This is a genomic window from Aeromonas sp. s5, assembly GCF_040907865.1.
Classification (GTDB): domain Bacteria; phylum Pseudomonadota; class Gammaproteobacteria; order Enterobacterales; family Aeromonadaceae; genus Aeromonas; species Aeromonas dhakensis.
Genome location: NZ_JBFOCO010000023.1, coordinates 380,019 through 406,565 on the forward strand (window position 1 = coordinate 380,019; position 26,547 = coordinate 406,565).

Annotated in this window: 24 protein-coding genes; 12 read left to right on the forward strand and 12 right to left on the reverse strand. The window is 63.3% G+C overall.

What is annotated here, in order from left to right:
- Positions 1-7: 7 nt before the first annotated feature.
- The 4 genes from AB5Y94_RS14450 to AB5Y94_RS14465 all read right to left on the reverse strand — a co-directional run bounded on the left by AB5Y94_RS14450 (position 8) and on the right by AB5Y94_RS14465 (position 5,135).
- On the reverse strand, positions 8-1,207 hold the full coding sequence (locus AB5Y94_RS14450) for an efflux RND transporter periplasmic adaptor subunit (protein ID WP_017786316.1): 1,200 nt from the start codon (positions 1,205-1,207) through the stop codon (positions 8-10).
- Between the two features lie 339 nt (positions 1,208-1,546).
- Positions 1,547-2,353: an exodeoxyribonuclease III gene (gene xthA / locus AB5Y94_RS14455; RefSeq protein ID WP_252601338.1), complete on the reverse strand. Its 807-nt coding sequence runs from the start codon at positions 2,351-2,353 to the stop codon at positions 1,547-1,549.
- Between the two features lie 112 nt (positions 2,354-2,465).
- Positions 2,466-3,428, reverse strand: a complete 963-nt coding sequence (locus AB5Y94_RS14460) for an ion channel (protein WP_005302961.1) — start codon at positions 3,426-3,428, stop codon at positions 2,466-2,468.
- A 60-nt stretch (positions 3,429-3,488) separates the two neighbouring features.
- The gene (locus tag AB5Y94_RS14465) at positions 3,489-5,135 is read right to left on the reverse strand and encodes a tetratricopeptide repeat-containing response regulator (RefSeq protein WP_010633387.1); all 1,647 of its coding nucleotides are present in this window, start codon (positions 5,133-5,135) and stop codon (positions 3,489-3,491) included.
- A 255-nt stretch (positions 5,136-5,390) separates the two neighbouring features.
- Here AB5Y94_RS14465 and AB5Y94_RS14470 point away from each other — a divergent pair, with 255 nt between their 5' ends.
- Both AB5Y94_RS14470 and AB5Y94_RS14475 read left to right on the forward strand, forming a co-directional pair.
- Positions 5,391-5,816, forward strand: coding sequence for an Hsp20/alpha crystallin family protein (locus AB5Y94_RS14470; protein ID WP_017780694.1), 426 nt, complete (start codon positions 5,391-5,393; stop codon positions 5,814-5,816).
- Between the two features lie 258 nt (positions 5,817-6,074).
- On the forward strand, positions 6,075-7,280 hold the full coding sequence (locus AB5Y94_RS14475) for an MDR family MFS transporter (RefSeq protein ID WP_368205929.1): 1,206 nt from the start codon (positions 6,075-6,077) through the stop codon (positions 7,278-7,280).
- A 155-nt stretch (positions 7,281-7,435) separates the two neighbouring features.
- On the opposite strand, the gene AB5Y94_RS14480 is transcribed toward AB5Y94_RS14475, so the two are convergent.
- Positions 7,436-8,476 (reverse strand): FAD:protein FMN transferase, encoded by a 1,041-nt coding sequence (locus AB5Y94_RS14480; protein ID WP_368205931.1) that lies wholly within the window; start codon positions 8,474-8,476, stop codon positions 7,436-7,438.
- Positions 8,477-8,808: 332 nt separating this feature from the next.
- Here AB5Y94_RS14480 and azu point away from each other — a divergent pair, with 332 nt between their 5' ends.
- Positions 8,809-9,249 carry an azurin gene (gene azu / locus AB5Y94_RS14485; protein ID WP_005302949.1) on the forward strand — a complete coding sequence of 147 codons (441 nt, stop codon included), beginning with the start codon at positions 8,809-8,811 and terminating at the stop codon, positions 9,247-9,249.
- Positions 9,250-9,440: 191 nt separating this feature from the next.
- Entirely contained in the window at positions 9,441-9,647 is a 207-nt protein-coding gene (locus AB5Y94_RS14490; RefSeq protein WP_005302947.1) for a hypothetical protein, read from the forward strand.
- A gap of 14 nt (positions 9,648-9,661) precedes the next feature.
- On the opposite strand, the gene AB5Y94_RS14495 is transcribed toward AB5Y94_RS14490, so the two are convergent.
- Positions 9,662-10,219 carry a HutD family protein gene (locus AB5Y94_RS14495; protein ID WP_368205933.1) on the reverse strand — a complete coding sequence of 186 codons (558 nt, stop codon included), beginning with the start codon at positions 10,217-10,219 and terminating at the stop codon, positions 9,662-9,664.
- 292 nt (positions 10,220-10,511) lie between these two features.
- On the opposite strand from AB5Y94_RS14495, the gene AB5Y94_RS14500 reads away from it, so the two are divergent.
- Positions 10,512-11,480 carry a nucleoside hydrolase gene (locus AB5Y94_RS14500; protein WP_117402847.1) on the forward strand — a complete coding sequence of 323 codons (969 nt, stop codon included), beginning with the start codon at positions 10,512-10,514 and terminating at the stop codon, positions 11,478-11,480.
- 121 nt (positions 11,481-11,601) lie between these two features.
- Positions 11,602-11,937, forward strand: coding sequence for a DUF3634 family protein (locus AB5Y94_RS14505; protein WP_005302941.1), 336 nt, complete (start codon positions 11,602-11,604; stop codon positions 11,935-11,937).
- A 62-nt stretch (positions 11,938-11,999) separates the two neighbouring features.
- Here the strand turns inward: AB5Y94_RS14505 and AB5Y94_RS14510 are convergent, their stop codons facing one another.
- Both AB5Y94_RS14510 and AB5Y94_RS14515 read right to left on the reverse strand, forming a co-directional pair.
- Positions 12,000-13,193 (reverse strand): cytochrome c, encoded by a 1,194-nt coding sequence (locus AB5Y94_RS14510; protein ID WP_368205936.1) that lies wholly within the window; start codon positions 13,191-13,193, stop codon positions 12,000-12,002.
- Positions 13,190-15,115, reverse strand: coding sequence for an NAD(P)-binding protein (locus AB5Y94_RS14515; protein ID WP_368205938.1), 1,926 nt, complete (start codon positions 15,113-15,115; stop codon positions 13,190-13,192). Before AB5Y94_RS14515 ends, AB5Y94_RS14510 begins: the two co-directional genes overlap by 4 nt.
- A gap of 607 nt (positions 15,116-15,722) precedes the next feature.
- On the opposite strand from AB5Y94_RS14515, the gene cyoA reads away from it, so the two are divergent.
- The 6 genes from cyoA (at position 15,723) to AB5Y94_RS14545 (ending at position 22,151) form a co-directional block, all read left to right on the forward strand.
- Positions 15,723-16,793, forward strand: coding sequence for a cytochrome o ubiquinol oxidase subunit II (gene cyoA / locus AB5Y94_RS14520; RefSeq protein ID WP_368205939.1), 1,071 nt, complete (start codon positions 15,723-15,725; stop codon positions 16,791-16,793).
- Entirely contained in the window at positions 16,793-18,769 is a 1,977-nt protein-coding gene (cyoB, locus tag AB5Y94_RS14525) for a cytochrome o ubiquinol oxidase subunit I (protein ID WP_005302935.1), read from the forward strand. Before cyoA ends, cyoB begins: the two co-directional genes overlap by 1 nt.
- Positions 18,770-18,773: 4 nt before the next feature.
- Positions 18,774-19,385 (forward strand): cytochrome o ubiquinol oxidase subunit III, encoded by a 612-nt coding sequence (locus tag AB5Y94_RS14530; protein WP_005302934.1) that lies wholly within the window; start codon positions 18,774-18,776, stop codon positions 19,383-19,385.
- Positions 19,385-19,714, forward strand: a complete 330-nt coding sequence (locus AB5Y94_RS14535) for a cytochrome o ubiquinol oxidase subunit IV (RefSeq protein ID WP_368205941.1) — start codon at positions 19,385-19,387, stop codon at positions 19,712-19,714. The genes AB5Y94_RS14530 and AB5Y94_RS14535 overlap by 1 nt, the downstream gene beginning before the upstream one ends.
- Positions 19,715-19,725: 11 nt before the next feature.
- On the forward strand, positions 19,726-20,622 hold the full coding sequence (gene cyoE, locus AB5Y94_RS14540) for a heme o synthase (RefSeq protein ID WP_095592355.1): 897 nt from the start codon (positions 19,726-19,728) through the stop codon (positions 20,620-20,622).
- 167 nt (positions 20,623-20,789) lie between these two features.
- On the forward strand, positions 20,790-22,151 hold the full coding sequence (locus tag AB5Y94_RS14545) for an MFS transporter (protein WP_368205943.1): 1,362 nt from the start codon (positions 20,790-20,792) through the stop codon (positions 22,149-22,151).
- Positions 22,152-22,264: 113 nt separating this feature from the next.
- On the opposite strand, the gene AB5Y94_RS14550 is transcribed toward AB5Y94_RS14545, so the two are convergent.
- The 4 genes from AB5Y94_RS14550 to AB5Y94_RS14565 all read right to left on the reverse strand — a co-directional run bounded on the left by AB5Y94_RS14550 (position 22,265) and on the right by AB5Y94_RS14565 (position 26,527).
- Positions 22,265-23,944: an alpha/beta hydrolase gene (locus tag AB5Y94_RS14550; protein WP_368205945.1), complete on the reverse strand. Its 1,680-nt coding sequence runs from the start codon at positions 23,942-23,944 to the stop codon at positions 22,265-22,267.
- Positions 23,945-24,177: 233 nt separating this feature from the next.
- Positions 24,178-25,032 carry a taurine dioxygenase gene (tauD, locus tag AB5Y94_RS14555; protein WP_368205947.1) on the reverse strand — a complete coding sequence of 285 codons (855 nt, stop codon included), beginning with the start codon at positions 25,030-25,032 and terminating at the stop codon, positions 24,178-24,180.
- The gene (gene tauC, locus AB5Y94_RS14560; protein WP_368205949.1) at positions 25,029-25,859 is read right to left on the reverse strand and encodes a taurine ABC transporter permease TauC; all 831 of its coding nucleotides are present in this window, start codon (positions 25,857-25,859) and stop codon (positions 25,029-25,031) included. The genes tauD and tauC overlap by 4 nt, the downstream gene beginning before the upstream one ends.
- Positions 25,856-26,527, reverse strand: a complete 672-nt coding sequence (locus tag AB5Y94_RS14565; RefSeq protein WP_368205951.1) for a taurine ABC transporter ATP-binding subunit — start codon at positions 26,525-26,527, stop codon at positions 25,856-25,858. The genes tauC and AB5Y94_RS14565 overlap by 4 nt, the downstream gene beginning before the upstream one ends.
- Positions 26,528-26,547: the final 20 nt, after the last annotated feature.

Genomic DNA, 26,547 nt, shown 5'->3' on the forward strand with positions numbered 1-26,547 from the left:
GGGCTCCTTATTTGCCAGCGGCACCCTGGGTGATCTTGGCGTTGATCGCCTTCATCTCCTCGGCGGAAACCGGTTTGACCACGGCGCCGGGACGAGCCTTCATCAGCCCTTCGACGATGTAGCGATCGCCGGCCTGCAGGCCTTTGTCGATCAATACGCCGCTGTCGACCACCGACCCCAGCTTGACCGGACGGGGCACCACCTTGTTGTCGGCATCCACCACCATCACCATGCGGTCGGCCTGGGACTGGACGATGGCGCGGGGCGGCACCACGATGGCGTTCTTGCGGGTGCCCAGATCGATGGTCATGCGCACGAACTGGCCGGGCAGCAGAACCCCGTTCTTGTTGTCGAAGATGGCGCGGGCGCGAATGGTGCCGGTGGCCGGGTCGACCCGGCTGTCGGAGAAGTTGAGCTTGCCCGCCTGGGGATAGACGGAGCCGTCGGCCAGCCGGATGTGGGTACGCCAGTTGGTGGCGTCCTTGGCTTCAATCAACCCTTGCTTCACCGCATTATCGAAGTTGAGGCGATCCTGCTCCGAGTAGGAGAAGTTGACGTAGAGCGGGTCGAACTGGGTGATGGTGGTGAGCAGGCCGTTCTCGCCGCTGGTGGAGATGAGGCTCCCCTCGGACTGGGAGCTCTTGCTCGCCATGCCGTTGATGGGGGCGGTGACCTGGGTATAGCTGAGGTTGAGCTCGGCCTCTTTCACCTTGGCCTGGGCGGCCTGGTGGCTGGCGACGGCGGCTTCGTAGTTGGCGATGGTGTCGTCATAGTCCTTGCGGCTCACCACCTGACGCTTGAACAGCGGGATGATGCGATCGCGGTCGGCGCGAGCCTTGTTGAGGCGCGCCTGCTCCTGGGCCAGGGTGCCCTTGGCCTGCTCCAGCGCCACCTTGTAGGGCTCGGGGTCGATCAGGAACAGCGCCTGACCGGCGGTGACCGGCTGCCCTTCGATGTAGGTGCGTTTGAGCAGGATGCCGCTCACCCGGGAGCGCACGTCGATCTCGCGAAAGCCGGCGGTCTCGCCCACCATCTCGGTGGTCAGCGGCACGTCGGTCAGTTTGACCTCGGCCACCACCACGGGCACCGCTGGCAGTGCCTGGGCACCGGCGGCGGGTTCATCACCACAGGCGGTCAGTGCGCTGGCCAGTGCCAGGGCGATACAGCCGCGCTTGAACATCTCTTCCCTGACGGATTGCACCTTCATCATCACACTCCTGTGGGATGGTGCACGATTGCCGCGCCCACCCTTTCTCTTCATGAACATGGTTAACTGCATGGTTACAAATTTAACTTATTGGATTACTGACAGTTTTTTAATGATAAAGCACGAATATTGAACCCAAGCTGCTCGGCAGTGAAAGTTGTCTGCATCTGGCGGCATGGGGGCGAGGAGCCAGCGACAGTCTGTGTCAGCCCGCAGGCCTCTTTCGGCGTGGCGTTGTCCGGATGCGAGGGCTCAGGGAGAAATTATAAGAAGGAAAAAACGGGGGAAGTGGGGGCTTGGTCACAGAGGGGGCGTCAAATGCCCCCTCTGTTGTCGTTATCAGGCGAAGCAGGCCCAGATGGGGGCGTGGTCGGAGGGCTTCTCGATGCCGCGCAGCTCGTAGTCGATGCCGGTCTCGGTCACCTTGTCCTTGAGGGAGTCGGAGGCCATGATGAGGTCGATGCGCAGGCCGCGGTTCTCGTCAAAGCCCTTGGAGCGGTAGTCGAACCAGGAGAAGCGCTCGCACTCGGTGGGGTTGGCGGCGCGGAAGGTGTCGGTCAGGCCGAACCCTTTCAGACGCTCCATCCACTCGCGCTCGATGGGCAGGAAGGAGCACTTGCCGTCCCGCAGCCAGCGCTTGCGGTTCGCCTCGCCGATGCCGATGTCGAGATCGGTGGGGGAGATATTCATATCCCCGATCAGCACCAGTTGATCGCCCGGGGTGTGATTGGTCTCGAGGTAGTGCTGCAGATCCTCGTAGAACTTCTGCTTGGCCGGGAACTTGGTCTCGTGATCCTGGCTCTCACCCTGCGGGAAGTAGCCGTTCATCACCTTGATGAGGGAGCCGTCTTCGCGCTCGAAGGTGGCCATGATCATGCGGCGCTGGGCCTCTTCATCGTCGGTGGGGAAGCCTTTCTCCACCTTGACCGGCTTCTGCTTGCTCATGATGGCGACCCCGTAGTGGGCCTTCTGGCCATGGAACTCGACGTGATAGCCCATGGCCTCCACGTCGGCCAGCGGGAAGGCCTCGTCGTGTACCTTGATCTCCTGCAGGCCGATCACATCCGGCTGATGCTTGTCGATGATGGCTTGCAGCTGGTGCAGACGGGCGCGCAGGCCATTGATATTGAAAGAGATGATCTTCATGTCCGGGATGCTCATGTCATTTTTATAAGTGGCTATTGGACTAGGAATCGGCGGTGGATGCAAGTGAAGGCGAGCTGCCACCTCTGGGGTGGCACGCCCGTTGCGCCTGGGCTCAACGGGTCATCTTTTTGACAAACACCACCACAAACAGCGCCAGCGTAAAGCTGCCGGTGAAGGCCTCGAAGGCGGCGAAGATCCGCGATAGCCCCACCGGGGTGAAATCCCCGTACCCTAGCGTGGTGAAGGTCACCACGCTGTAGTAGAGGCACTCCAGCAGGAAGATGGCGTTCTGCTCGAAAGGGGCGCCGGGCCGATAGACGAGGTGGTTGCCGTTGAAGCTCAGGCCAAAGAAGAAGTAGAAGAGGCTGCAGATGAAGATGAGCAGCAGGGAGAAGAGCACCACCCGCATGGGGGCCTCGCCGTAGCCGCAGAAGAGATCGACTATCCAGGAGGTGAAACGGCGGCCGGACCAGAATGGCAGCTGCAGCCGGCGCATGGTGAGCTCCTGCTGGATGTAGCGGCCGGACATGGTGAAGATGCCCTGCGCCTCCGAGGCCTTGCGCAGATCCCGGTAGGTCTCCTCGGCCTCCTTGAACCAAATCCGGGCCTGCCCGGGATCGCGCTCCTTGCGGCCGCGCCGCTCCTGCATCAGCCGTTTGCCGGTATCCAGGTTGTCGAGGCGGGTGTTGTGCCAGCGGATGCCGAGCAGGTTGACGTCGTCGAGGGTGGCGCAGTGCAGGTTGGCGTCGCTCAGATCGGCCTTCATCAGGCTGCCCCCTTTCATGCGCAAACCGTAGAGGTGAGCCCCCTGCAGATTGGCCCGGTAGAGGTTGCACTGCTCCAGCAGAAAGCCGTGCGGCGCGCCCTTCTTCACCAGATTGAGCCCGGCCAGGTTGGCGCGGGCCAGTTGCAGGCCGTGGCACAGGCCGCCTTGGTGGACGTAGTGCTCCAGCTCGCGAGCGGTGTGGGGATCCTGATGCTGGCCATGGGGATCGTGCCAGCGGCACAGATCATGCTCCCCCGCCTCTTCGCTGCAGTGGCGGCCATCCGCCACCAGATATCGACACATGGCCATCGCCCGTCTCCTCCCCTTGCCGAGTCAGTATCAGCATAGGCGAGCGGCCGGCGAGCGGGGTCAGCTGAGCTGGGTAAACTCCTGACGCAGCTTGCGAAAACGGTCCTGCTGGGCCGGGTTGAGGGGGATGCCGTCCAGCACCTCCAGGGTCTCCTTGCACTCGGCGCCAAACTCCGGGCTCTTGCGATTCTTCTGCATCAGCTGCAGCAGCACCTGGATCTTGTTGAGGGCGGCACCGGTATTGGCCGGGGCCCGGCGCAGCGCCTCGCGAAAGTGGCCGAGCGCCTGTTCCAGCTCGCCACTCTGATATGCCTTGATGCCCAGCTCGTTGAGCTGCTGGTAGCGTTGGCGGCGTTCCAGCACCGTTTTGTCGTCGCGGGTGGCCTGGATGCAGGTGGTGAGCAGCCGATCCTCGTCTTCGGCCAGCAGTGCCTGCAGGCTCTCGGCGTATTCGAACTCGCCGAGCTGATAGAGGGCGAGTATGGTCTCGCCCAGTAGGCTGGGGGGCATGGTGGCCGGTTGATCGAGCCAGTTCTGGTTGGCGCGGTAGAGCATCTTCTTGCCCTTGAGCAGCTCCCCCAGGGCGATCTGTACCCGGGCCTGGCAGATCTGCTCGAACACCGGGTAGTTGAACTCCGCCATCATCAACGAATCGCGAATGCGCGACAGGGCCGAGTTGACCTGCTTTTGCAGGTTGGCGATGTGGTAGATGTCGTTGCTGTTGAGGGCGTAGAGGGTCAGCGCCTGGATATAGGCCCCCAGATAGTGGGGGGTGCGGTGGATCGAGTTGCGCGACAGGTCGATGAGGGAGAGCAGCACGTCCTTGGCCTGGGCGTAGTCGTGGCGCAGCAGGCACACCTCCGCCAGCCGGCGGGAGAGCTGTACCGACTGGGGCGAGATATCCACCGCCCGCTTGAGCTCCTGCTGGGCCTGCTCGTCATTGCCGAGCGCCAGCAGGGATTCCGCCAGCCAGAGGTGGGCCTCCACCATCAACGGGGTGTTCTTGAGGGTAGCCTGCAGGTGGCTCACCGCCTCCTCGTGCAGACCCAGGGTGTGGCACGCCTTGCCCAGTGTCAGGCGGGCCCAGCTGTTCTCCTGGCCGGCCAGCAGCTGGCGCATCAGGCTGCGGGCCTCCTTGGCCTGGCCCAGCTTGAGCTGGGTATCGGCCTGCAGACAGCGGCAGAAGTTGGCAAAGCGCGGCACCGCATCGGCCCGCTCGGCGCAGGCGGCGAGCAGGGTGGTCAGGTTCTCCTCGGCGAGGGCGCTGAACACGCTCTCCAGCGCCTGGCGACGGGCGAGGGCACGTTTGAGGCGAAACGAGAACTGCTCCTGGGAGAAGGGCTTCATCAGGTATTCGTCGGGCTCGGCCTCCAGCGCGCTCAGCACCATGGCGCGGGAGCTGTCGCCGCTCACCATGATCACCACGCTCTGGGGCGGGATGAGCTTCTGGTCGCGCAGGCTCTCCAGCAGCTGGCGACCGTTCTCGCCAACCCCCAGCTCATAATCGATGAGGTAGATGTCGAAGGACTCTTTCTGGCAGCGTCGTCTGGCCTCTTCGGCCGAGTTGACATAGGTGATGCGACTGATGCCGATGTTGATCAGCATCGCCTTCATCATCACCTGAAAGGAGCGCTGTTCGTTGACCAGCAGGATGCGCTTCGGTTTGGGTGGGGCTTTTTTCTCTGGCTCGGATTCCGGTGTCTGCATCAGTCTGGTCAGGGCGCTACGGGCGGATAACAGAAGTGTGCCACCAAAGCGCGCAGACAGGCAATTGAACATCCATGCCGCCGCCGTTTTTCCTCTGGCAAGGGGGTGCCGGGCCTGAAAAAAATCGCCGCAGCCCTTGATCCCGGTCAAACGGGCGCTGGATTGCACTGGCGGCGCCCACACCGGTTTTTAGACTGAAAAGAGGCGGGCCGCGGGCCTGCCTTCGACCATCCAGTGACCACAAGGAGGAATCAAATGAGTTTGCTACCAGGCCGTACCAGTCTGTTTGATGACCTGTTTCACGACATGGCCTCCGGTTTCTACATCCGGCCCCTGCACGGGGATCCGCTGCCGAGCCAGATCAAGCTGGACCTCAAGGAGAGCGACGGCGGCTATCTGCTGCAGGCGGAGCTGCCCGGGGTGGCGAAGGAGGACATCCACGTGGATGTGCACGGCAAGCTGGTGACCCTGAAGGCGGAGATCCGCCAGCACGACAGCCAGAGCCAGGATGAGCGCACCCTGCGCAGCGAGCGCTATTTCGGCAGCGTATCGCGCACCGTCGAACTGCCGGTGGAGGTGACGCCGGAGCAGGTGGTCGCCCGCTTCGACAACGGCATTCTCACCCTGCAACTGCCCAAGCAGGCGGTGACTCCGGCGCCTCACCGCATCCCTATCGAGTAGCGCCGGCTTGCACACCACGAGGCCCCGCAGTGCGGGGCCTCGCTCTTTTATGGCGGTTGGGGAGCAGGCTGAGGATAGGGCAAGGGGGTTGGCGGCGACCCCGGCTCGTTCCTGATCACAAGGCCACCCGCCGATCGGATCCGGTACAGCCCCTCCGGGTGGATTTTTTCAGAAGGGGATTGTGCAAGTGGGTTTCTTTTGATACCGCTGAATGCTTTCCCCTGCGGATCAGCCACCATTGCGCGACAAGGAGTTCCCATGCGCCTGCCACCCTTTCCCTCGCTGGTCTGGATCGTGATCCTGGGCACCTTCATGGTGCGCACCAGTTTCTTCATGGTCTGGCCCTTCCTCTCCATCCTGCTCTACCGGGAGTATGGCCTGTCAGCGTCCGGCATCGGGATGCTGCTGGGCGGCGCGGCGGTGCTCTCCTGCCTCATCGGCTTCTACGTCGGCTGGCTCTCCGATCGGCTCGGCCGGCGCACCATACTGCTGCTCGGCTGCGCCCTGTCGTGTGGTACCTACCTGCTGCTCGGGTTCGGCCACTCCCTCTGGCTCATCGCCCTCGGGGTGTTTGGCTCGGGTCTCTCCTACGCCTTTATCGACACGCCGGGCAAGGCGCTGATGGGAGACCTGCTGCCCGAGAAGGCGCAGCGGGAGCTGGCTCTGCACCTGCGCTACTTCCTGCTCAACGTGGGGGCAGGGGTGGGGCCCCTCATCGGCGTCATGGTGGGGCTGGGTGCGCGCCAGGAGACCTTCGTGGTGACGGCCGCCAGCTATGGCCTGCTCGGCATCGCCTTCCTGCTCGGCTTTCGTCGCGACTGCGCCAGCCGGCCGGATACCGGTCTCTCCCTGGGGGCCATGCTCAGGGTGGTGGGGCGGGATCGCGCCTTCATGCTGTTCATCCTCGCCAACCTGCTGATGAATCTGGTCTATGCCCAGGTGGAGTCGCCGCTGATCCAGTACCTGACCCGCGCCGGCGCCCCCGAGGTGGAGACGCTGGTGGCCCTGCTGGTGGCCACCAATGCGCTCACCATCATCACCCTGCAGTTTCCGCTGCTGCACCTGACCCGGCGCTGGCGGGTGAGCCTGCGGCTGCAGTTCTCCATCCTGCTGATGGCATCGGCCCAGGTGATGTTTGCCCTGTCGAGCCCGGCCCTGCTGTGGCCCTGGCTGGTGGCGATGTTCTTGCTGAGCGTGGGGGAGGCGGTGCTGTTTCCGCTCTTCAACGTGCTGATCGACCAGATGGCGCCGGCTCACCTCAAGGGGAGCTACTTCGGCGCCAGCGCCCTGGCCGGGCTCGGCTGGGCGTTCTCACCTATGGTGGGGGGCTGGTTCTTGCAAGTGTGGGGTGGCCCGGCCCTGTTCGCCGTGATGACCGCGATCTGCATGCTGGTGTTTGCCCTCTACGGGATGGGTCGCCGGGAGGCGCGTCCGTCGGCCTCGCCTGCCGGCTGCGAGGATTAACACGCAAGCGCGTTGACGGCGCTCACTGGCTTGCTGTCGCCGAGGGAATACGCCAATGCCTCACTGCATTCCTATCGAATCACGCCGGCTTGCAAACAACGAGGCCCCGCACTGCGGGGCCTCGTTGTTATGATTGCTGGGTCATGGCTGCAGCTTTATGGCTGCTTGGGAACCAGATAGGGGGCGAACTGGGGTGTATGGCTGGCGGCGAAGCCCTGCTCGGTCTTGACGATGAGGTAGACCGCGAGCCCATGCGCCCTGGCAAAGGCCATCGCCTGTTCCGGCCCCATCACCATGAGGGCGGTGTCGAGGGCGTCGGCCTCGAGCGCGGTCGGGGTGATGACGCTGGCGGAGACCAGCTTGTGGGTGATGGGCTGGCCAGTGGCGGGGTCGATGATGTGGGAGTAGCGCTGGCCGTCGAGCTCGTAGTAGTTGCGATAGCTGCCGGCGGTGCTGAGGGCCATGCCGTTGGGGATCACCACGTCCGAGAAGGCGCCGGGCTGATCGGAGGGCTCGACGATGGCTACCCGCCAGGGCTTGCCCTTGGCGTTGTTGCCCTTGCTGCGCACGGCGCCGGCCACCTCGATGAGGTAGTTGTGCACCCCCTTTTGCTCGAGCAGGCCGGCAATCTCGTCGGAGGCCGCCCCCTCGCCCAGGGTGGAGAGATCGAGGTAGAGATCGGGAATGCCCTTGCCGAGCAGGAAGTGATCCCCCTCTGGGGTCAAGGTCAGCCGATCGATGCCCACCCTCTGGCGGGCGCTGGCGATCTGCTCGGCGCTGGGGCGCTTGATGGGACGTTTGTCCGGCCCGAATCCCCACAGGTTGACCAGCGGGCCCACGGTGACATCGAGCTTGCCTTTGGTGAGATGGCCGGCATCGATGCCCTGCTGCACGATGTTGGCCATGGTGGCGGGAATGGCCATGGGCGGCTGGCCGCTGCCCTGATTGAAGCGGGAGATGAGGGAGTTCGGGTCGTAGGTGGAGATCTCGTGGTTCATGCGCGCCAGCAGGGCGTCGACCTCCTGCTGCAGCGCAGGCTCCCCGCCCGGGAAGGGATCGCTTAGGGTCACCGCATAATAGGTGCCCATGGTCTTGCCCTGGATGCGGGTCTGGGTCGGGGCTGGCTGACAGGCGGTCAGCATCAGCAGCAGGGTCAACAACAGGCCGCGGGGGGCCGGGCGAGCAAGGAGTGACATGACGGATCTCTCTGGCTAAAAACGGATGGCTCGGGCGCGGGCCGCGTGCCGGGGTCGCCAGCTTAGCCAAGGGCGCAGCGGCGGGCGAGCGTCGGCTGGAGAAAAGCGCGGGAGATAATTAAACAAAGAGTGGTTAATGGGCGGCGCGGCCGGTTTGTCCAGTCAAATAATGGGAACAATCTGGTGACCTGACCCGCAGCTTTGCGCTAAAGGCATAGCCGAATGACGACAGTTGAGTAGAATAAGGTCGATTTTGACAGCATGTTTGCCAGCCATGGTGCGAGCCTGCAGGCAATTGTGTTGCCATCTATTGCCAATCAAAGGAGAGGATGATGAAAAAGGCGATTACCCTGCTGTTTCTGAGCACCCTGGCTGCCCCGGCTCTGGCCGATGAGTGCGCGTTGGTCATCGAAGGCAATGATGCCATGCAGTACAACCTCAAGGAGATGAGCGTACCGGCCACCTGCAAAGAGGTGACCGTGACCCTGAACCACACCGGCAAGATGCCGGTGACCGCCATGGGCCACAACTGGGCGCTGGCCAACACCGCCGACTATCAGGCCGTTGCCACCGCGGGCATGAGCGCCGGCGCCGAGAACAACTACCTGCCCAAGGATGATCCCCGCGTACTGGCCCACACCAAGCTGGTGGGCGGCGGCGAGAGCACCAGCGTCACCTTCAAGACCGACGGCCTGGCCGGCAAAGACCTCACCTTCTTCTGCTCCTTCCCCGGCCACTTCGCCATGATGAAGGGTACCTTCAAGGTCGGCTAAGCACGTTGTGCCGATTCAGAAGCCGGGCATTGCCCGGCTTTTTTGTGGCCGCTTGCCATGCCGTAGGAAACCCTGGCTCTGCGCCGGGAGTTGTGTGCCGTTTTATGATCCGGCGCGGGGTGAGTGGGGAGCATAGCGGGTAAGATAGGCCCCTTTCGGGCCTGATGCCCATGGGATAGGAGCCGTTTGTCGTGAGAAACGCCATCAACTGGGTGGTCGGCTGTTGCCTGCTGCTGGTATGCGCCATTGCGCTGGCGGCAGAGCCGCCGGTGAAGAAGAGCCGCAACGGCATCTGTCATCCCAAGGGCGGCACCTACTACAGCCGCACCAAGCACTACACCCCCTATGACTCCATGCAGGCCTGCCTCGACAGCGGCGGCCGGGCGCCGAAACGCTGACCGGCGCCTGCCACCTATTTGGGTTGCAGGGTAAAGAAGGCGATGGCGCTCTTCTTCTGGCAGTCGAACTGGATGCTCTGCTCGCCGCTGATCAGCAGGGTCTCGTTTATCGCCATGGGCTGGCCCGCTGCCGTGAGCTGGCCGCTCAGCAGGTAGCAGAGATAGGTCTTGTCCGTCTCCAGGGTGAGGCTGAGCGGGAAGGGGAGGTTGAGCACCCGCACGTTGGCGCTGAGGCGGGCCGGATCATAGATGAGCCCCAGATCCGTCACCTCTTTTTTCAGCAGCTCGCAGTGGGTGTCGTCATCCCCGCTGAAGTGGGCCGCCTCGAAGGTGGCGTAGGGGTGGCCGTTGAGCACGAAGCCGGCTCCGCTGATGGGCAGCAGGATGCGCTGATAGCCGGGGAATTTCGAGAAGGGGCCGGCCTCCTTGATGGGCGCCGAGCTCAGCCGGTAGGCAAAATCGAGCCTGTCGAGGCTGGCGCCGGCAGGGGAGATGAGGATCTGGGCTGTGGTGCCCTGCTTGTTCTTCCAGGGCATCTTCAGCTGGTCGGACTCTTTTATCAGGGTGATCAATGGCGCCTCGGCAGGTGGTGAGCGGAGTGAATTGTGTGGCCCAGTGATACCATCCCGCCCGCCGACCCACAAGGCCGCGTCTGTCCGTCCCGCACTGCCCGCCCACTATTTCATCAGTTTCATCAGTCAGGCCAGCCATCGCCCTTGCGTTGGCTGCTTTCCCGTCGCGGCTGTATGAAACGCAACCACTTGTGCGGGGCGGCGGGAGGGCAAAACGGCAGGCTGTGATCCCGTCGCTGTTAAAGCGGCGGCGGCTCGCTACACTGGCGGTTCTGTTGCCCAAGGAGGCCCCATGACTCACAAGATCATTCTGGATACCGATCCCGGTATCGATGACGCCATGGCAATTCTGTTTGCCGAAGCCCATCCCGCCATCGAGCTGCTTGCCATCACCACGGTTTTTGGCAATGCCACCATCGAGAACGGCACTCACAACGCCCTCTGGCTCAAGCAGCAATACGGCATGAAGGCGGATGTGGCGCAGGGGGCGGCCGCCCCGCTGCGACGCGAGCCGGTGGGCCCGACCACTGTGGTACACGGCCCGAGCGGGTTTGGCGACGTGACGGCGGGGGAGGTGACGCTCACTCCGGATCCCCGGCCGGCCTGGCAATACATAGTCGATACGGTGAAGGCCGCCCCCGGCGAGATCACCCTGGTCACCATAGGGCCGCTCACCAACCTGGCGCTGGCGCTGCAGGCGGCCCCCGAGATTGCCGGCCTGGTGAAGCAGGTGGTGGTGATGGGCGGGGCCTTCGGCGTCAACGGCCATCGCGGCAATGTGACCCCCTATGCCGAGGCCAACATCCACGACGATCCGGATGCCGCCGACCGGGTGTTCACCGCCCGCTGGCCTGTGGTGATCATCGGGCTGGACGTGACTCAGCAGAGTTTCTTCAGCAGCGCCTATCTGGACGCACTGCGCGACGAAGCGGGGGAGCCGGGCCGTTTCCTGTGGGATGTCAGCCGCTTCTACCTGCGCTTCTACTCCGAGCGGATCGGGCTCGACGGTTGCCACGTGCACGACCCGTCCGCCATCGCCTACGTGATCGATCCGACCCTGTTCACCCTGCGTGAGGGGCCGGTGCGGGTCATCAGCGACGGCCCTGCCATCGGTCACACCCTGCAGAAATTTGACGGCAAGTCCCACCCCCACGACGAGTGGGCCGACCATCCTGCCCAGCAGGTCGGGGTGGCGGTGCGGGATCAGGCGCTGCTGGCGCTCTATCGGGAGACGCTGGTGGCCTGGGGTCGCATCCGCTAGAGGGCTCGGCGAGCAGAGTGGCTTGCGGTCGGACTTGAGGCACGGCTGTGATCCGTGCCAAACAATCGGGGGCCAGTTGCGGCTTATACTGGCAGCAACCGTGTGAAGAAGGAGAAACAGGATGGCCTGGTTGTCGTTGCTGGTGGCGATCGCCCTCATCTGGTGGTTGATGAAGCTGGGGCGTGGCGCCCTGTTCGAGATCCGGCTTGCCCCAGGCAAGGTGCAGGTCAAGCGGGGCAAGGTGTCGCCCGCGTTCATCGAGCATGCCAAACAGATCCTGCGTCACGAGACGGTGCGCGGGCGCATCCTGGGTCAGCGCGATGGCGATGGGGTCAAGCTGGTCTTCTCCCGCTCCATTCCCGAGCCGGTGGCCCAGCGTTTTCGCAACATCTTCCCCTATGGCGATTACCGGCTGGGGGCTGTGCCGCTCTCCGGCTCCAAACCGCGCAAGGGGTGAGTCGTCACTCACACAGCAAACGGGCCTCCATTGGAGGCCCGTTTTGTTAGGGTCGGCGCGAATTATTGGTGCAGGGCGCGCTGGGCCTTGACCGTCTCCGGCTTGATGGCCACCCCTTCATTGCCCCAGGAGGTGCGCAGGGTATTGACCAGCTCGGCGATCTGCTGGTCGTTGAGGGTCCAGCCGTAGCCCGGCATGTGGTAGCCGATATTGCCCTGGGTGATGGGGGTCTCGGCGCCGTGCAGCAGCACGTTGAGCAGACTGGCCGGATCCTCGGCCAGCACGGTCTGGTTGCCGATCAGGGAGGGGATGACGTGGTCGTTGCCGCGCCCGTCGTTGCCGTGGCAGGTGGAGCAGTACATGGCGTAGTCCGCCTTGCCGCCGGCACTGGCGTAGGCCCGGTTGCCCCTGGCGGCCGGTGCCTCGTCATCCAGCCCGGTCAGGTAGGTGGCGATGCTGGCCAGATCCGTGTCGCTGAAGTACTGGCTGCTGTGAGTGATCACTTCCGCCATGGGGCCGCTGACGGCCTGATGCTGGCTGCGGCCGGTTTTCAGCAGATCGATGAGGGCCTGCTTGTCGTAGCGGCTGCCGCGAATATCGGGGGCATACCAGCCATCCAGGGTGGCGCCGCTCAGATAGAGAGGATCCGCCTCGGTCAGGGCTTTCTCCTGCATGCCGATCCCGCGCGGGGTGTGGCAGCTGCCGCAGTGGCCGGCCCCCTGCACCAGATAGGCGCCGCGGTTCCACTCCTCGCTCTTGCCGGCGACCGGGGTGAAGCGGCCGTCATCGTGATAGAGCCAGTTCCAGCCCCTGAGGGGCCAGCGCATGTTGAGTGGCCAGGGGATGTCGCTCGCCTTGTTGGCAATGGCCTGCGGCTGCACATCCTGCATCAGGTAGTGGTAGAGGGCGGTGAGATCCTCATCGCTCATCTTGGCGTAGGCGGTGTAGGGCATGGCCGGGTAGAGGGGGTCGCCGCTGCGGGTGATCCCTTCGCGCATCACCTTGATGAACTCGGGCAGGCTGTAGTTGCCGATGCCGTGGGTCTTGTCCGGGGTGATGTTGGTGGCGTAGACGGTGCCGACCGGGGTGGGGAAACCCTTGCCGCCGGCGAGCGGCTTGCTCGCCTCGCTGGTGTGGCAGGCGGCGCAGTCCCCCAGCTTGGCCACGTATTCACCCGCCGACATGGCGGGGGCGGCTTGCAGGGCGAAGGTGGGCAGGGCCAGCAGCACGGCGCTGGCAGTCAGGGAACGGATCATTTGGCACCTCCCTTGGTCAGGGCGACCAGCTCGTTGACGGCGCGCCACGCCTCGTCGATGGCGGCGTGGGCATAGGGGCTCCAACCCGCGTCCGAGTTGGCGATGGTGATGTTGCCCACCGGCTGGCGACCCCGCTCAATGAAGCGCTCCGACTGCTCTTCATCGTCAAACAGGGAGTTGGCAATGTAGGAGTAGCCGTGGGACCAGCGGTTGACCGTGATGGCGAGGATATCCTGCTCATGATTGAAGCCGGCCTCGCCCAGCATGGCCTGCAGCTGCTCGCGGATCATCTGCTCGTGCTGCTCGAACGGCATGCCGAGGAGCATGGCACGCCCCTTGCGGGACTGCTCGCGGGCCGAGAGGCCGCTGCCCGGCAGGGTCGGCACATAGACCATGTGCAGGCACATGGGCTGATCCGGGTTCTTGGGATGCTCGTAGCCGCCGAGGTCGACCGGGTAGTCGAGCTTGACCCGGCTGTAGGGGGCGGCCGGGGCATAGACCTCGTGCACGCCGAGTTTGACGAACGGCTGCCAGTTTCTGATCACCACCTTGGTGTAGACCAGCGGCGCCTTGACGTTCTGGCGCAGCGCCTCCTTCTGGGGCTCCGGCATCTCGGGCACCAGGTAGGGGATCATCATGTTGTAGCCGGCCATGATGCACTGTCTGGCCTGCACCCGGTGCAGCTTGCCCTCCTTGATGTAGGTGACGTTCACCCCCTGTTTGCCGTCCTTGAGCGGTACGTTTCTGGCCTGCAGCGCCGTGCTGCCGAGGCGCAGCTGCACCTTGTGCTCGGGGCGGTCGAGCTGGCTGTAGTCGAACCTGGCCAGCACCACGTCCTGCATGGTGTGGCCCGGGGCCACCTGCGGGATGAGCTTGCGCACCATCAAGCGGGTGAGGCCGGCGTTGCCATCCGGGAAGTGGAAGATGTAGGGGTCGTCCAGCTCGGCCTGGGATTCTGCATCGAGCGGGGTGAGATCCATGCCGGCAAAGCCCGGCAGGGCGCACAGGCGCGCGTCGGCGCAGGAGGTGGCATCGATGCCGACCGCCTGGAAGTCGTCGGTGCGCTGCTGGAAGAAGGTGATGGCCCGCTCGCTCAGCCCCACCTTGTCGCGCAGGAAGGTGGTGTAGCTGTTGCTCTCCATCCAGGCGTCTTTCTGCTCGCGAGTCATGCCGTGCAGGTAGTCGGTCTTCTCTTCGTGCAGCGCCAGCAGGGCGGCCTTGTCGGTGTCGTCGAACGGGAAGTCGCCGATGAACTCGGCCAGCGGCCGGCCGTTCAAGCGATCGCGCGGGATGTCGTCGGCCACGCTGTGGCCCGGATCGCCGCTCACTATCTTGTTGACCCCGAAGTGCTTCTCGTCAAAGAAGACGCCGCGGCTCAAGCCCAGATCCGGATAGAAGGTCTGCTGGAAGCCTTTGGCCAGCTCGTCGATGTTGACCTCCAGCGCCTTGAGCAGCCCCAGCGCCACCGGGCTGTAGACGGAGCGCGGCGATTGCAGGGATTCGCTGCCGCCGTAACCCAGCCGCAGGCCGTCCGGGGTGGTGAACTCGTTGCGCTTGGCGTGTCCACCGAAGTCGTCGTGGTTGTCGAGCAGCAGGATCTTTTTGTCCGCCCCGAGCAGTTGCTGGTAGAAGCAGGCGGCGGAGAGGCCGCTGATGCCGGCGCCGACGATCACCAGATCGTACTCGCCCTCCAGCGGGAGGTGGGCGAAGTCATACTGCTTGCCGTCGCGGGCGATGCTGTGAGCCGGCTCGAAGGAGCCCGGGTGGTTGCCGCGCAGGCCGGTGAGAGCGGGCGGATAGACCAGCGTCTTCTCGGCCAGCGCCTTGCCGCCTTCGGCGGCCTGCAGCAGCTGGATGGGGGCGACGCCGGCCGCAATGGCAATGGCGACGCCGTTGAGAAAGTCTCTGCGTGTGATGCTCATGGCAATCCCTGTAAATGAAGAGTCGAATGAGAAGTGGGATAGGGTTGAATTCGTGACTGACGAGTAACGAAGGGGCGCAACCTACCGCTATATCCCGATGGAGTCCATGGCTTTGATAATAACTTATTAAACAAAATGGGGGATCATGTGATGGTCATGGCGGTGAGATGGATGAAATATGCATGTTTGTGGGGCAAAGGCACATCAACACCAAGGAATTAATTGAAATTTAATTTGATTAATTATGGTTAATTTCGAGTCTCACCTTTATTCGGCCATGGTCGACAAACAGGGCCTGATTATCGCCTGAATTTTCACCGCAAGGCCACCAAATGACGCCCTTTATCCTTGTGAAATAAAAGGTTAAACGACGAAGTGGTCATTTAATCAACGCTGATTGAATAAAATTGAGCCAGCCGCTGATTAATTGAGAACGGCCCGATATGGATAAATTCAGCGGCGTCAAGCCATTAACATGCGACACACAGAAATCGCAAACCGCACACAAGTGAAAGATTAATTTTTCATGTTGTTCACATCCCCCCCCGGTGAAATAGAATGCTGCGTTTTTCTTACCACTTTAGCCTTGCGAAGATGAGGACATTGCATGAGACCTTTTGATGTAAAGAGGGGCTTGGGCGCTTTGCTGTTGCTCGCGACTGCCGGCTTGCTGAGCGGCTGCGACATGGCGCTGATGAGCCCCAAGGGGCAAGTTGGTCTGGAGCAGAAGTCACTGATATTGACCGCACTCGGCTTGATGCTGATCGTGGTGGTGCCCGTGATCGTGATGGCAGTGGCGTTCGCTTACAAATACCGAGCGTCCAACACCAATGCCACCTATGCGCCTGACTGGGCCCACTCCAACAAGATTGAAGCGGTCGTCTGGACCGTACCCGTCATCATTATCGCCATCCTGGCGGTGATTACCTGGAAAACGTCCCACTCTCTGGATCCCTACAAACCGTTGGAATCCGAGGTGAAGCCGATCCAGGTCGATGTCATCTCCCTTGACTGGAAATGGTTGTTTGTCTATCCGGAGCTGGGTATCGCCTCGGTCAACGAGCTGGCATTCCCGGTCAACACCCCGGTCAATTTCCGGGTGACCTCCGACACCGTGATGAACTCCTTCTTCATTCCCCAGCTGGGCGGCCAGATCTACGCCATGGCGGGCATGCAGACCAAGCTGCACCTGATTGCCAACGAGGCAGGCCAGTACAAGGGTATCTCGGGTGGCTACAGCGGCGCCGGTTTCTCCGGCATGAAGTTCAACGCCATCGCCACGCAGGATCAGGCCGGTTTCGACGCTTGGGTCGCCAAGGTGAAAGCCTCTTCCAAGGCGCTCAACACCATGGATGAGTTCAATGCCCTGGCCAAGAAGAGCGAAAACCACCCGGTGGAGTACTTCGCCAGCGCCGATCCCAAGCTGTTCGTCAACATCATCAACAAGTTCATGGGCGACATGAAGCACGGCGAGCACGCCGCCATGCAACACGGCGAAGCGCAGGCCGCCATGCCGCATGATGCCTCCATGAGCCACGAAGGCATGGAGCATGACGCCTCCATGAGCCATGAAGGCATGGAGCACGGCGACGACATGCACCATGAGGCCCAGGGCGAGCAGATGGACCACGCCGGTCACATGCCGGCCGACAAGACTGTGAAAGCGGGTACTAACTGATGTTTGGAAAATTAACTCTCGATGCCATTCCGTACCATGAACCCATCATCATGGTCACGATCGCCGGCATCATTCTGGGTGGGCTGGGTATCGCCGGTCTCATCACCTATTTCGGCAAGTGGCAATATCTGTGGAAAGAGTGGCTGACCTCGGTCGACCACAAACGCCTCGGTATCATGTATCTCATCCTCGGCATGGTCATGCTGCTGCGCGGCTTTGCCGACGCTGTGATGATGCGTACCCAGCAGGTCATGGCCTCGGCTGGCGGCGAGGGCATACTGCCACCGCACCACTACGACCAGATCTTCACCGCCCACGGCGTCATCATGATCTTCTTCGTGGCCATGCCGCTGGTGATCGGTCTGATGAACATCGTGGTGCCGCTGCAGATCGGTGCCCGTGACGTCGCCTTCCCCTTCCTGAACAACCTGAGCTTCTGGTTCACCGCCGCAGCCGTGGTGCTGATCAACGTCTCCCTCGGGGTCGGTGAATTCGCCCAGACCGGCTGGCTGGCCTATCCGCCCTTGTCGGGGCTGGAATTCAGCCCGGGGGTCGGGGTCGACTACTGGATCTGGAGTCTGCAGATCTCGGGTCTGGGGACCTTGCTGACCGGCGTGAACTTCTTCGCCACCATCATCAAGATGCGCGCCCCTGGCATGACCATGATGCGCCTGCCGGTGTTCACCTGGACCGCCCTGTGCGCCAACGTGCTGATCATCGCCTCCTTCCCGATCCTGACTGTCACCATCGCCCTGCTGACCGCAGACCGCTACCTGGGTACCCATTTCTTTACCAATGACATGGGTGGCAACATGATGATGTACATCAACCTGATCTGGGCCTGGGGTCACCCCGAGGTGTACATCCTGGTACTGCCGGTGTTCGGGATCTTCTCCGAAGTGGTGGCGACCTTCTGCAAGAAGAAGCTGTTCGGTTACACCTCGCTGGTGTGGGCGACCATCGCCATTACCGTGCTCTCCTTCATCGTCTGGCTGCACCACTTCTTCACCATGGGCTCGGGCGCCAACGTGAATGCCTTCTTCGGCATCACCACCATGATCATCTCCATCCCGACCGGGGTGAAGATCTTCAACTGGCTGTTCACCATGTACCGCGGTCGCATCGAGTTCACCTCACCCATGCTGTGGACCGTCGGCTTCATCATCACCTTTACCGTGGGTGGCATGACCGGGGTACTGCTCTCCGTGCCGGCCGCCAATTTCGTGCTGCACAACAGCCTGTTCCTGATCGCCCACTTCCACAACGTCATCATCGGCGGCGTGGTGTTCGGTTGCTTCGCCGGTATCACCTACTGGTTCCCGAAAGCGTTCGGCTTCAAGCTGGATGACGTCTGGGGCAAGCGCGCCTTCTGGTGCTGGATCACCGGCTTCTTCGTCGCCTTCATGCCGCTCTACGTGCTGGGCTTCATGGGCATGACCCGTCGTGTCAGCCAGAACATCGATCCCGAGTTCCACGGCTGGCTGGTGGTGGCTGCCTGCGGCGCCGGTCTGATTGCGCTGGGCGTACTGTGCCAGGTAATCCAGATCGTGGTCAGCATCCGCGACCGCGAGAAGAACCGCGACCTGACCGGCGATCCCTGGGGTGGCCGTACCCTGGAGTGGTCCACTTCCTCGCCGCCCCCCTTCTACAACTTCGCCATCGAGCCGAAGATCAAAGGGCTGGATGCGTTCTGGGAAGCCAAGCAGGACGGTTCTGCCTATCAGCAGCCCAAGCACTATGACCCGATCCACATGCCGAAAAACTCCGGTGCCGGCGTCATCATCGCCGCCTTCAGCACCCTGTTCGGCTTTGCCATGATCTGGCACATCTGGTGGATGGCCATCGCCGGCTTCGTCGGCATGATCGCCACCTGGATCATCCACAGCTTCAATGACGACGTGGACTACTACGTGCAGGTTGACGAGATCGAGCGGATCGAGCGTCAGCATTTTGAAAATCTCAACAAGGTGGCTTAATTCCATGGCGACTGACGTTCTACATCACACTCACGGTGCCCATGAGGATGGGCACCATGATGCCGGCGCCAACAAGGTATTCGGCTTCTGGATCTACCTGATGAGTGACTGCATCCTGTTCGCGACCCTGTTCGCGACCTATGCGGTCCTGGTCAACGGCACCGCCGGCGGCCCGAGCGGCAAGGACATCTTCGAACTGCCGTTCGTGTTTGCCGAAACCATGCTGCTGCTGCTGAGCTCCATCACCTTTGGCTTTGGCATGCTGGCCATGAACAAGAACAAGGTGGCGGCGGTCAATACCTGGCTGTTCATCACCTTCCTGTTCGGTGCCGGCTTTATCGCGATGGAGATCTACGAGTTCCATCACCTGATTGCCGAGGGTTACGGTCCGGATCGCAGCGGTTTCCTCTCCGCCTTCTTCACCCTGGTGGGGACCCACGGTATCCACGTGACCAGCGGCCTTGTCTGGATCATCGTGATGATGGTGCTGGTAGCCAAGAAGGGGCTGACCGATCGCAACCGTACCCGTCTGATGTGCCTGAGCCTGTTCTGGCACTTCCTCGACGTGGTGTGGATCTGCGTCTTCACCGTGGTCTATCTGATGGGGGTCATGTAATGAGTCATTCCGTTGACAATCACGGCGCCAGCCACGGCAGCGCCAAGAGCTACCTGATCGGCTTCGTGCTGTCCCTGATCCTGACCGCGGTGCCGTTCTGGATGGTGATGGACGGCTCTGCCTCTCACGCTACTGTGCTGGCCACCGTGGTCGGCATGGCGGTGGTGCAGATCTTCGTGCACCTGGTCTACTTCCTGCACATGAACACCTCGTCCGAGGAGCGCTGGAACCTGGTGGCACTGATCTTTACCGTGCTCATCATCGCCATCGTGGTCGTGGGTTCCCTGTGGATCATGTACAACCTCAACATCAACATGATGGTTCACTGAGCAGGTTGGCAATGATGATGAAGCAATACCTGCAAGTGACCAAGCCGGGCATCATCTTCGGTAACCTCATCTCGGTTATCGGAGGGTTCCTGCTGGCCTCCAAGGGGAGCCTGGATGTGCCCCTCTTCATCCTGACCATGGCTGGTGTATCACTGGTGGTCGCCTCCGGTTGCGTGTTCAACAACTACATCGACCGGGACATCGACTGCATCATGGAGCGCACCAAGAACCGTGCTCTGGTGAAGGGTCTGATCGCCCCCGGCGTATCGCTCTGGTACGCGAGCGCCCTCGGCATTGCGGGCATTGCACTGCTCTACTTTGCGGCCAATCCGTTGGCCGCCCTGCTGGCGGTGCTGGGCTTCATTGTCTATGTGGGGGTCTACAGCCTCTACATGAAGCGTCACTCGGTCTACGGCACCCTGGTCGGCAGCCTCTCCGGCGCAGCGCCGCCGGTCATCGGCTACTGCGCGGTGAGCGGTCAGTTCGACTCAGGCGCGCTGATCCTGCTGGCGATCTTCAGCCTGTGGCAGATGCCGCACTCCTACGCGATCGCCATCTTCCGCTTCAAGGATTACCAGGCGGCCAACATCCCGGTACTGCCGGTGGTGAAGGGGATCCCGGTGGCCAAGCTCCACATCACCCTCTACATCCTGGCCTTTATGGTGCCGACCCTGATGCTGTTCCTCGGCGGCTACGCCGGTTACAAGTATCTGGTGGTGGCCACCGCGGTCAGCGTCTGGTGGCTGGGGATGGCGCTGTCTGGCTACAAGGCTGCGGTGGATGACTCGCTCTGGGCGCGCAAGCTGTTCATGTTCTCCATCGTCACCATCACTTGTCTCAGCGTAATGATGTCGGTGGACTTCCAGCCGGAGGCCGAGCCTGCGGTACTGGTGAGCATGCTGCCCTGATAGTGTGACTTGCCCCCCTAAAATGCATGAAATCCAGAGCCGGGAACCTTCCCGGCTCTGTTATTATGGGGCCGCCCCGTCGGGCACTTTTCCCCTCTGTCGGGTGTGGCAAGCCCAGTGTCGGCCACCCCTTGAGTCTTCCTTTTTCCTGACCTATCGAGGCCATCATGAATGATTTCACCATGACGAGGGGCGAGCGCCGTGCCACCTGGGCGCTCGGCTCCGTCTTCTCGTTGCGCATGCTCGGCATGTTTATGGTGCTGCCGGTGCTGACCACCTACGGCATGTCGCTGGCTGGTGCCTCCGAGGCGCTCATCGGCCTGGCCATCGGCATCTACGGCATGACCCAGGCGCTGTTCCAGATCCCGTTCGGCTTGCTCTCCGACAAGGTGGGCCGCAAGCCCCTCATCGTCGGCGGCCTGCTGATGTTTGCCCTTGGCAGCGTGATCGCGGCGCTCACCCACTCCATCTGGGGCGTGATCCTCGGCCGCGCCCTCCAGGGCAGCGGCGCCATCTCGGCTGCCGTGATGGCGCTCCTGTCGGATCTCACCCGCGAGCAGAACCGCACCAAGGCGATGGCCTTCATCGGGGTGAGCTTTGGCATCACCTTCGCCATCGCCATGGTGACGGGTCCCCTCATCACCCATGCGCTGGGGCTCAGTGGTCTCTTCTGGCTGATCGCCCTGCTGGCGCTGGCAGGCATCGCCGTCACCCTCTGGCTGGTGCCGACCCCGAGCGGTCACCTGCTCAACCGCGAGTCCGGCATGGTGAAGGGGGGGATGCGCACCGTGCTGACCAACCCGCGCCTGCTCAAGCTCAACTTCGGCATTCTCTGCGTGCACACCCTGCTGATGTCGAGCTTCGTGGCACTGCCACCGTTGCTGGAGCGCGCCGGCCTGCCCCGCGACAGCCAGTGGCAGGCTTATCTGGTCACCATGCTGATCGCCTTCGTCAGCGTGGTGCCGTTCATCATCTATGCCGAGAAACGCAGAAAGATGAAGCGGGTGTTCCAGATCTGCGTGCTGGTGATGCTCATCGCCGAGCTGGTGCTCTGGCAAAGCGGCCTGCAGCTGTGGGGCCTGCTCGCCGGGCTGCAGATCTTCTTCATCGGTTTCAACGTGATGGAGGCGCTGCTGCCTTCTCTTATCAGCAAGGAGTCGCCCCCCGGCTACAAGGGCACCGCCATGGGGATCTACTCCACCAGCCAGTTCATCGGGGTGGCCATCGGCGGCAGCCTCGGCGGCCTGCTCTACAGCCTGGGGGGCGGCGCCCTGGTGTTTGGCGGCTGCGCCGCGCTGGCGCTGGTCTGGCTCGGGGTCAGCCTTACCATGGCCGAGCCCCCCTATGTGAGCAGCCTGCGCATCGTGCTGCCGGAAGGGGTGGAGGTTGATGCGGCTCTGGAGCAGAAGATCCGCGCCTGCGAGGGGGTGAGCGACGTGCTGCTGGCCGCTTCCGAGCGCTCCGTCTATGTGAAGGTGGACAGCAAGCGCCTGAGCCGGCGCGATCTGGAGTCGCTGGTCGCCGCCTGAGGACACCGACCAGCATGAAAAAGCCCGCCAATCCGGCGGGCTTTTTATTGGGCTGTGCTCAGCTGGGCTCTATTTCGCTGGATTGCATCCAGCTGTGTTTGATAGGGCTGGGCTCAGTCGGCCAGGCAGCGCTGCTCGGCGGGCAGGCTCGCGGCATCCCCCAGCAGCAGGGTGCTGAGGGCCGCCCGGGCGCAGCGGGAGCTGCTGAGCTGGCCATGCTGATTGCTCTGCTCTACCTGCACCAGGCGGGCGGCGCTGCCAAAGGCGGCCTGCATCTGGCGGGCACCGGCGAAGGGGGTATTGGGATCGTATTCGGCGCCGAGCACCAGGGCTTTGGCATCATCCGGCAGCTTTATCTCGCTGGCGCCGTAGCTGGTGATGGGCTGGCGCGGATAAGGCCAGTCGGCGCAGGTGTTGAAGCTTTTGGCCAGCAGCAGGGCACCGGCCCCCTGGAAGGCGGCATCTTCCGGATCCAGCCCCTGCCAGCCATAGGGCTCGCTGTTGTCGGTGCAGTGGATGGCGCTGAAGAAGGGCATCTCCTGCAGTTCCTGATAGGGGTTTTCATCGTCCTGCCCGGCGAGGCGGGCCAGCAGGGGGCCGGCGTCGTCCTGCTGCCAGAAAGCGAGCTGATCGTCGCGCTGGCTGCCGCTGATGGCATCGCCCAGCACCGCCACCCAGCTGGCGCGGTCGAGCACATTGCCCTGATTGTCCACATAGCGGCCGTTGTCGCGCACCTGGCGGGTCACCGCCATGCTGCGCTGCAGCGCCTGATCCCCGAAGCGCCAGGCCAGGATGCGGTTGGCATTCTCGCCATCGCGGCGAAAGATGGCCGGGTAGCGGCTCTCGGCAGGGGACATCGGCGAGTCGACCACCAGATTGGCCACGTGGCTCGGGTAGCGGGCGGCATAGAGGGCCGCCAGACGAGTGCCGTAGGAGAAGGTGATGGGGGTGATCCGCTCGCGCCCCAGGTGCTGGCGCAGGCGCTCCATGTCCTCGACCACGGCCCGGGAGCCTAGGTGCGGCGCATGCAGCCGCAACGGCTCGTCGCAGCGCTCCAAAAGGGCCGCGCTGAAGGCCTTGCCCTGATCGGCCCCGCTCTCGAGTGCCGGCAGGGCGCCCTTGTCACGGCTGGCAAAGAGCTGGGCGAGCTGCGCCGGGGTCATGTCTGGCCGCACCCCCTGCTTGTCGGTCAGCAGGCAGCTGCGCAGCTCGTGGCCGAGGGCGCTGTAACCAGCCCCGCGGGGATCCAGGGTGACGATGTCGTAGTGCTCAAGGATGGCGGGGTTGGCGCTGCGCAGCAGGTCGAGCAAAAGGCCGAGATCCGGGGTGGCCGAAGTGGGGCCGCCCGGGTTGTAGAACAGGGTGCCGCGATAGTCGCCGCTGGCGCGATAGTGCAGATAGAAGATATCCAGGGTGTCGCCCTTGACCGTGCGGGTCTCCTGCTTGATCTGGGTGCGGCTGGGCGGGTTCGACCAAGAGGAGAAACGGCTGCTGTCGCCGGAGAAAAAGCCACTGCTGGAGCGCGAGGTGGAGCTTTTCTCCCACTTGCTCTCCTTGATCTGGACCCACTCCTTGTCGTAATCGAGCGGTACCGTCAGGTAGTGACAACTGACCTGACTGGCGGGAATGGCGATGCCGTCCTCCTGCCAGCCCTGGCGCAGCTGTTGGCAGACCTGGCCGGCGTCATAGCCGGCGCGAATATGGCGGGCCTGGAAGGGCTCCTCTTTCTTTTCCAGATTGCAACCTGCCAGCAATGCCGGTGCCAGCAGGGTCATGAGCAGCGTGTATTTCATTGTCTATTTCCATTTATCTAGCCTGAACCCCGAAATAGTACGGGGAGGGGCCGACCGGATGGCAGCCGGAAGTTGTATGGAAATATTGCAAGGTGTGTCGATTTACATATTTATGGTGATATTTGATGGTCTCATTGTTCTATTTGAAAATAATGACCGGCAACGCGCACCGTTATTTTATGCGGGATCAATAACGGCGGCGCAACCGGTCGGCACAGGGAGAGGTCCTGGCGTTACACGGGCGCGCGCCAGAACGGCTTGTCCCCCAGCACGGTGGCCCTGTGCATCACTCGCCGGGCCGGCAGATAGTCGGCGTTGGCGTAATGCTGGGTGACCCGGTTGTCCCAGATGGCGATGTCGTGCTCCCGCCAGCGCCAGCGCACCTGATACTCGGGCTTGGTGACATGGCGAAACAGGAAGGCGAGCAGCGCTTCGCTCTCTTGTGCCGGCAAATCGGGCAGGCGGGTGGTGAAGCCCTCATTGACGAACAGCGCCTGCCGACCGCTCAAGGGGTGGGTGCGAACCACAGGGTGGCGCAGCGGCGGGTTGCGGGCCGCCGCCTCCTGCCAGCGCTGGTATTCGGCCGGGCTGGCGTTGTGGCTATGGGCCGGGAACGACTTGGTGAAGTCGTGCTCGGCTTCCAGCCCTGCCAGCAACTGCTGCAGGCGGGGGGAGAGTCCCTCGAAGGCGGCGATGCCGCTGGTCCACAGGGTATCGCCCCCCACCGGCGGCAGCTGCTTGGCGGCCAGAATGGCCAGCGCTGGCGGCGTCTCGATGAAGGTGACGTCGGTGTGCCAGTTGTCGTTGTCTGGCGGGTTGTCGTCGTGGGTGTCGAGCACGATGATCTCCTCGGCCTCCGGCGCGTGGGGATAGACGGGGTGAATGTGCAGATCGCCGAAGCGGTTGGCCAGCGCCCGCTGCTGGCGGGGGTTGATGGGCTGATCCCGAAAGAACAGCACCTGATGGGTCAGCAGGGCCTGCTGCAACTGCGCGAACTGACCCTCATCGAGCGGCCCGGCCAGGCTGATGCCGCTGATCTCGGCGCCGATGTGGGGGCCGAGGGGGGTGATATGCAGGGAATTGCTCATAGTCCTTCTCCATGCCACGGCGTCAGGCGACGCTGCAGCGCACGTAAACCAAGTTCCAGAGTGAAGGCGATCAGGGCGATCACCAGAATGCCCGCCAGCACCACGTCGGTGGCAAGAAATTCGCCGGCGGCTTGAACCATGAAACCCACGCCGCGGGTGGCGGCGATGAGCTCGGCCGCCACCAGGGTGGACCAGCCGACCCCGAGCCCGATGCGCAGCCCGGTGAGAATGTCCGGCAGGGCGCCGGGCACGATGACGTACCACAGTACCTGCCAGCGGTTGGCGCCGAGCGCCCGGGCGGCCCGCAGTCGCACCTGCCTGGCGCCCTGCACTCCCGCCAGGGTGGCCATGGCGACGGGCGCGAAGATGGCCAGATAGATGAGCAGCACCTTGGAGGTTTCGCCGATGCCAAACCAGATCACCATGAGCGGCAGGTAGGCAAGGGGCGGCACTGGCCGGTAGAGCTCGATCAGCGGGTCGAGCATGCCGCGCAGGGTGGGGCTGAGCCCCATGACGAGACCCACCGTCACGCCGCACAGGGTGGCGGCCGCGAGGGCGATGAGGATGCGCTGCAAACTGGCGGCGAGGTGTTGCCAGAGGGTGGCGTCCATGAAGCCCTGCGGCCCGGTGAGGGTGGCAAATTGCTGCAGTACCTGGGCGGGAGGGGGCAGGAACAGCGGGCTTATCAGTCCGAGCCTGGCCACCAGCCACCAGAGCGCCAGCAGGGCACCCAGAGTCAGCAGGCTTATCCCAAGCCGGCGCGGCAGCGGCCAGCGCAGGCGTATCCGGCGGGCCGGGTCGAACGGGCGGGAGAGGGTGAGGCTCATGCAAACACCTCCCGCTCGGCAAAGACCCGCTCCAGCACATACTCGCGCCGCGCGATGAAGGCGGGATCCGACTTGATGCTGCGGCAGGGCTCGCCGGCGGCGAAGCGGCGGCCGAAGTCCAGGGTCAGCCGCTCCATGACTCGCCCCGGCGCCGGGGAGAGCAGCACCAGCTCGGTGGCCATGAACACCGCCTCCTCGATGTCGTGGGTGATGAGCAGCACCTGCCGGTGCTGCTCGTGCCACAGGCGCAGCAGCAGGGTCTGCATCTGCTCGCGGGTAAAGGCGTCGAGGGCGCCGAAGGGCTCGTCGAGCAGCAGCAGTTGCGGCTGGGTGGCCTGCGCCCGGGCGATGCCGACCCGCTGGCGTTGACCGCCGGCCAGCTGCAGCCCGAAGGCGACATTGTCCAGCACGTTGCGCCAGGGCAGCAGCCCCTCGTTCTGGAAGACCACCCCCCGCTCGGCGCCGGGGCCGCGCACCGGCCGCCCCTGCAGGCTGATGGTGCCTTGCTGGGCGGGCTGAAAACCGGCGATGAGGTTGAGCAAGGTGGTCTTGCCGCAGCCGGAGGGGCCGAGCACCACCATCAGCTCGCCCGCATCCAGGGTCAGGTTGATGTTGTCGAGGACTCTGCGTCCGGCGTAATCGGCACAAAGGTGAGTGAGCTGCAGCATGCATGCCTCCTTGTGTTGCG

Coding starts and splice junctions, on each gene's coding strand:
- AB5Y94_RS14450 (WP_017786316.1), bottom strand. CDS start 1,207: ATGAAGGTGCAATCCGTCAGGGAAGAGATGTTCAAGCGCGGCTGTATC.
- xthA (WP_252601338.1), bottom strand. CDS start 2,353: ATGAAGATCATCTCTTTCAATATCAATGGCCTGCGCGCCCGTCTGCAC.
- AB5Y94_RS14460 (WP_005302961.1), bottom strand. CDS start 3,428: ATGGCCATGTGTCGATATCTGGTGGCGGATGGCCGCCACTGCAGCGAA.
- AB5Y94_RS14465 (WP_010633387.1), bottom strand. CDS start 5,135: ATGCAGACACCGGAATCCGAGCCAGAGAAAAAAGCCCCACCCAAACCG.
- AB5Y94_RS14470 (WP_017780694.1), top strand. CDS start 5,391: ATGAGTTTGCTACCAGGCCGTACCAGTCTGTTTGATGACCTGTTTCAC.
- AB5Y94_RS14475 (WP_368205929.1), top strand. CDS start 6,075: ATGCGCCTGCCACCCTTTCCCTCGCTGGTCTGGATCGTGATCCTGGGC.
- AB5Y94_RS14480 (WP_368205931.1), bottom strand. CDS start 8,476: ATGTCACTCCTTGCTCGCCCGGCCCCCCGCGGCCTGTTGTTGACCCTG.
- azu (WP_005302949.1), top strand. CDS start 8,809: ATGAAAAAGGCGATTACCCTGCTGTTTCTGAGCACCCTGGCTGCCCCG.
- AB5Y94_RS14500 (WP_117402847.1), top strand. CDS start 10,512: ATGACTCACAAGATCATTCTGGATACCGATCCCGGTATCGATGACGCC.
- AB5Y94_RS14505 (WP_005302941.1), top strand. CDS start 11,602: ATGGCCTGGTTGTCGTTGCTGGTGGCGATCGCCCTCATCTGGTGGTTG.
- AB5Y94_RS14510 (WP_368205936.1), bottom strand. CDS start 13,193: ATGATCCGTTCCCTGACTGCCAGCGCCGTGCTGCTGGCCCTGCCCACC.
- AB5Y94_RS14515 (WP_368205938.1), bottom strand. CDS start 15,115: ATGAGCATCACACGCAGAGACTTTCTCAACGGCGTCGCCATTGCCATT.
- cyoA (WP_368205939.1), top strand. CDS start 15,723: ATGAGACCTTTTGATGTAAAGAGGGGCTTGGGCGCTTTGCTGTTGCTC.
- cyoB (WP_005302935.1), top strand. CDS start 16,793: ATGTTTGGAAAATTAACTCTCGATGCCATTCCGTACCATGAACCCATC.
- AB5Y94_RS14530 (WP_005302934.1), top strand. CDS start 18,774: ATGGCGACTGACGTTCTACATCACACTCACGGTGCCCATGAGGATGGG.
- AB5Y94_RS14535 (WP_368205941.1), top strand. CDS start 19,385: ATGAGTCATTCCGTTGACAATCACGGCGCCAGCCACGGCAGCGCCAAG.
- cyoE (WP_095592355.1), top strand. CDS start 19,726: ATGATGATGAAGCAATACCTGCAAGTGACCAAGCCGGGCATCATCTTC.
- AB5Y94_RS14545 (WP_368205943.1), top strand. CDS start 20,790: ATGAATGATTTCACCATGACGAGGGGCGAGCGCCGTGCCACCTGGGCG.
- AB5Y94_RS14550 (WP_368205945.1), bottom strand. CDS start 23,944: ATGAAATACACGCTGCTCATGACCCTGCTGGCACCGGCATTGCTGGCA.
- tauD (WP_368205947.1), bottom strand. CDS start 25,032: ATGAGCAATTCCCTGCATATCACCCCCCTCGGCCCCCACATCGGCGCC.
- tauC (WP_368205949.1), bottom strand. CDS start 25,859: ATGAGCCTCACCCTCTCCCGCCCGTTCGACCCGGCCCGCCGGATACGC.
- AB5Y94_RS14565 (WP_368205951.1), bottom strand. CDS start 26,527: ATGCTGCAGCTCACTCACCTTTGTGCCGATTACGCCGGACGCAGAGTC.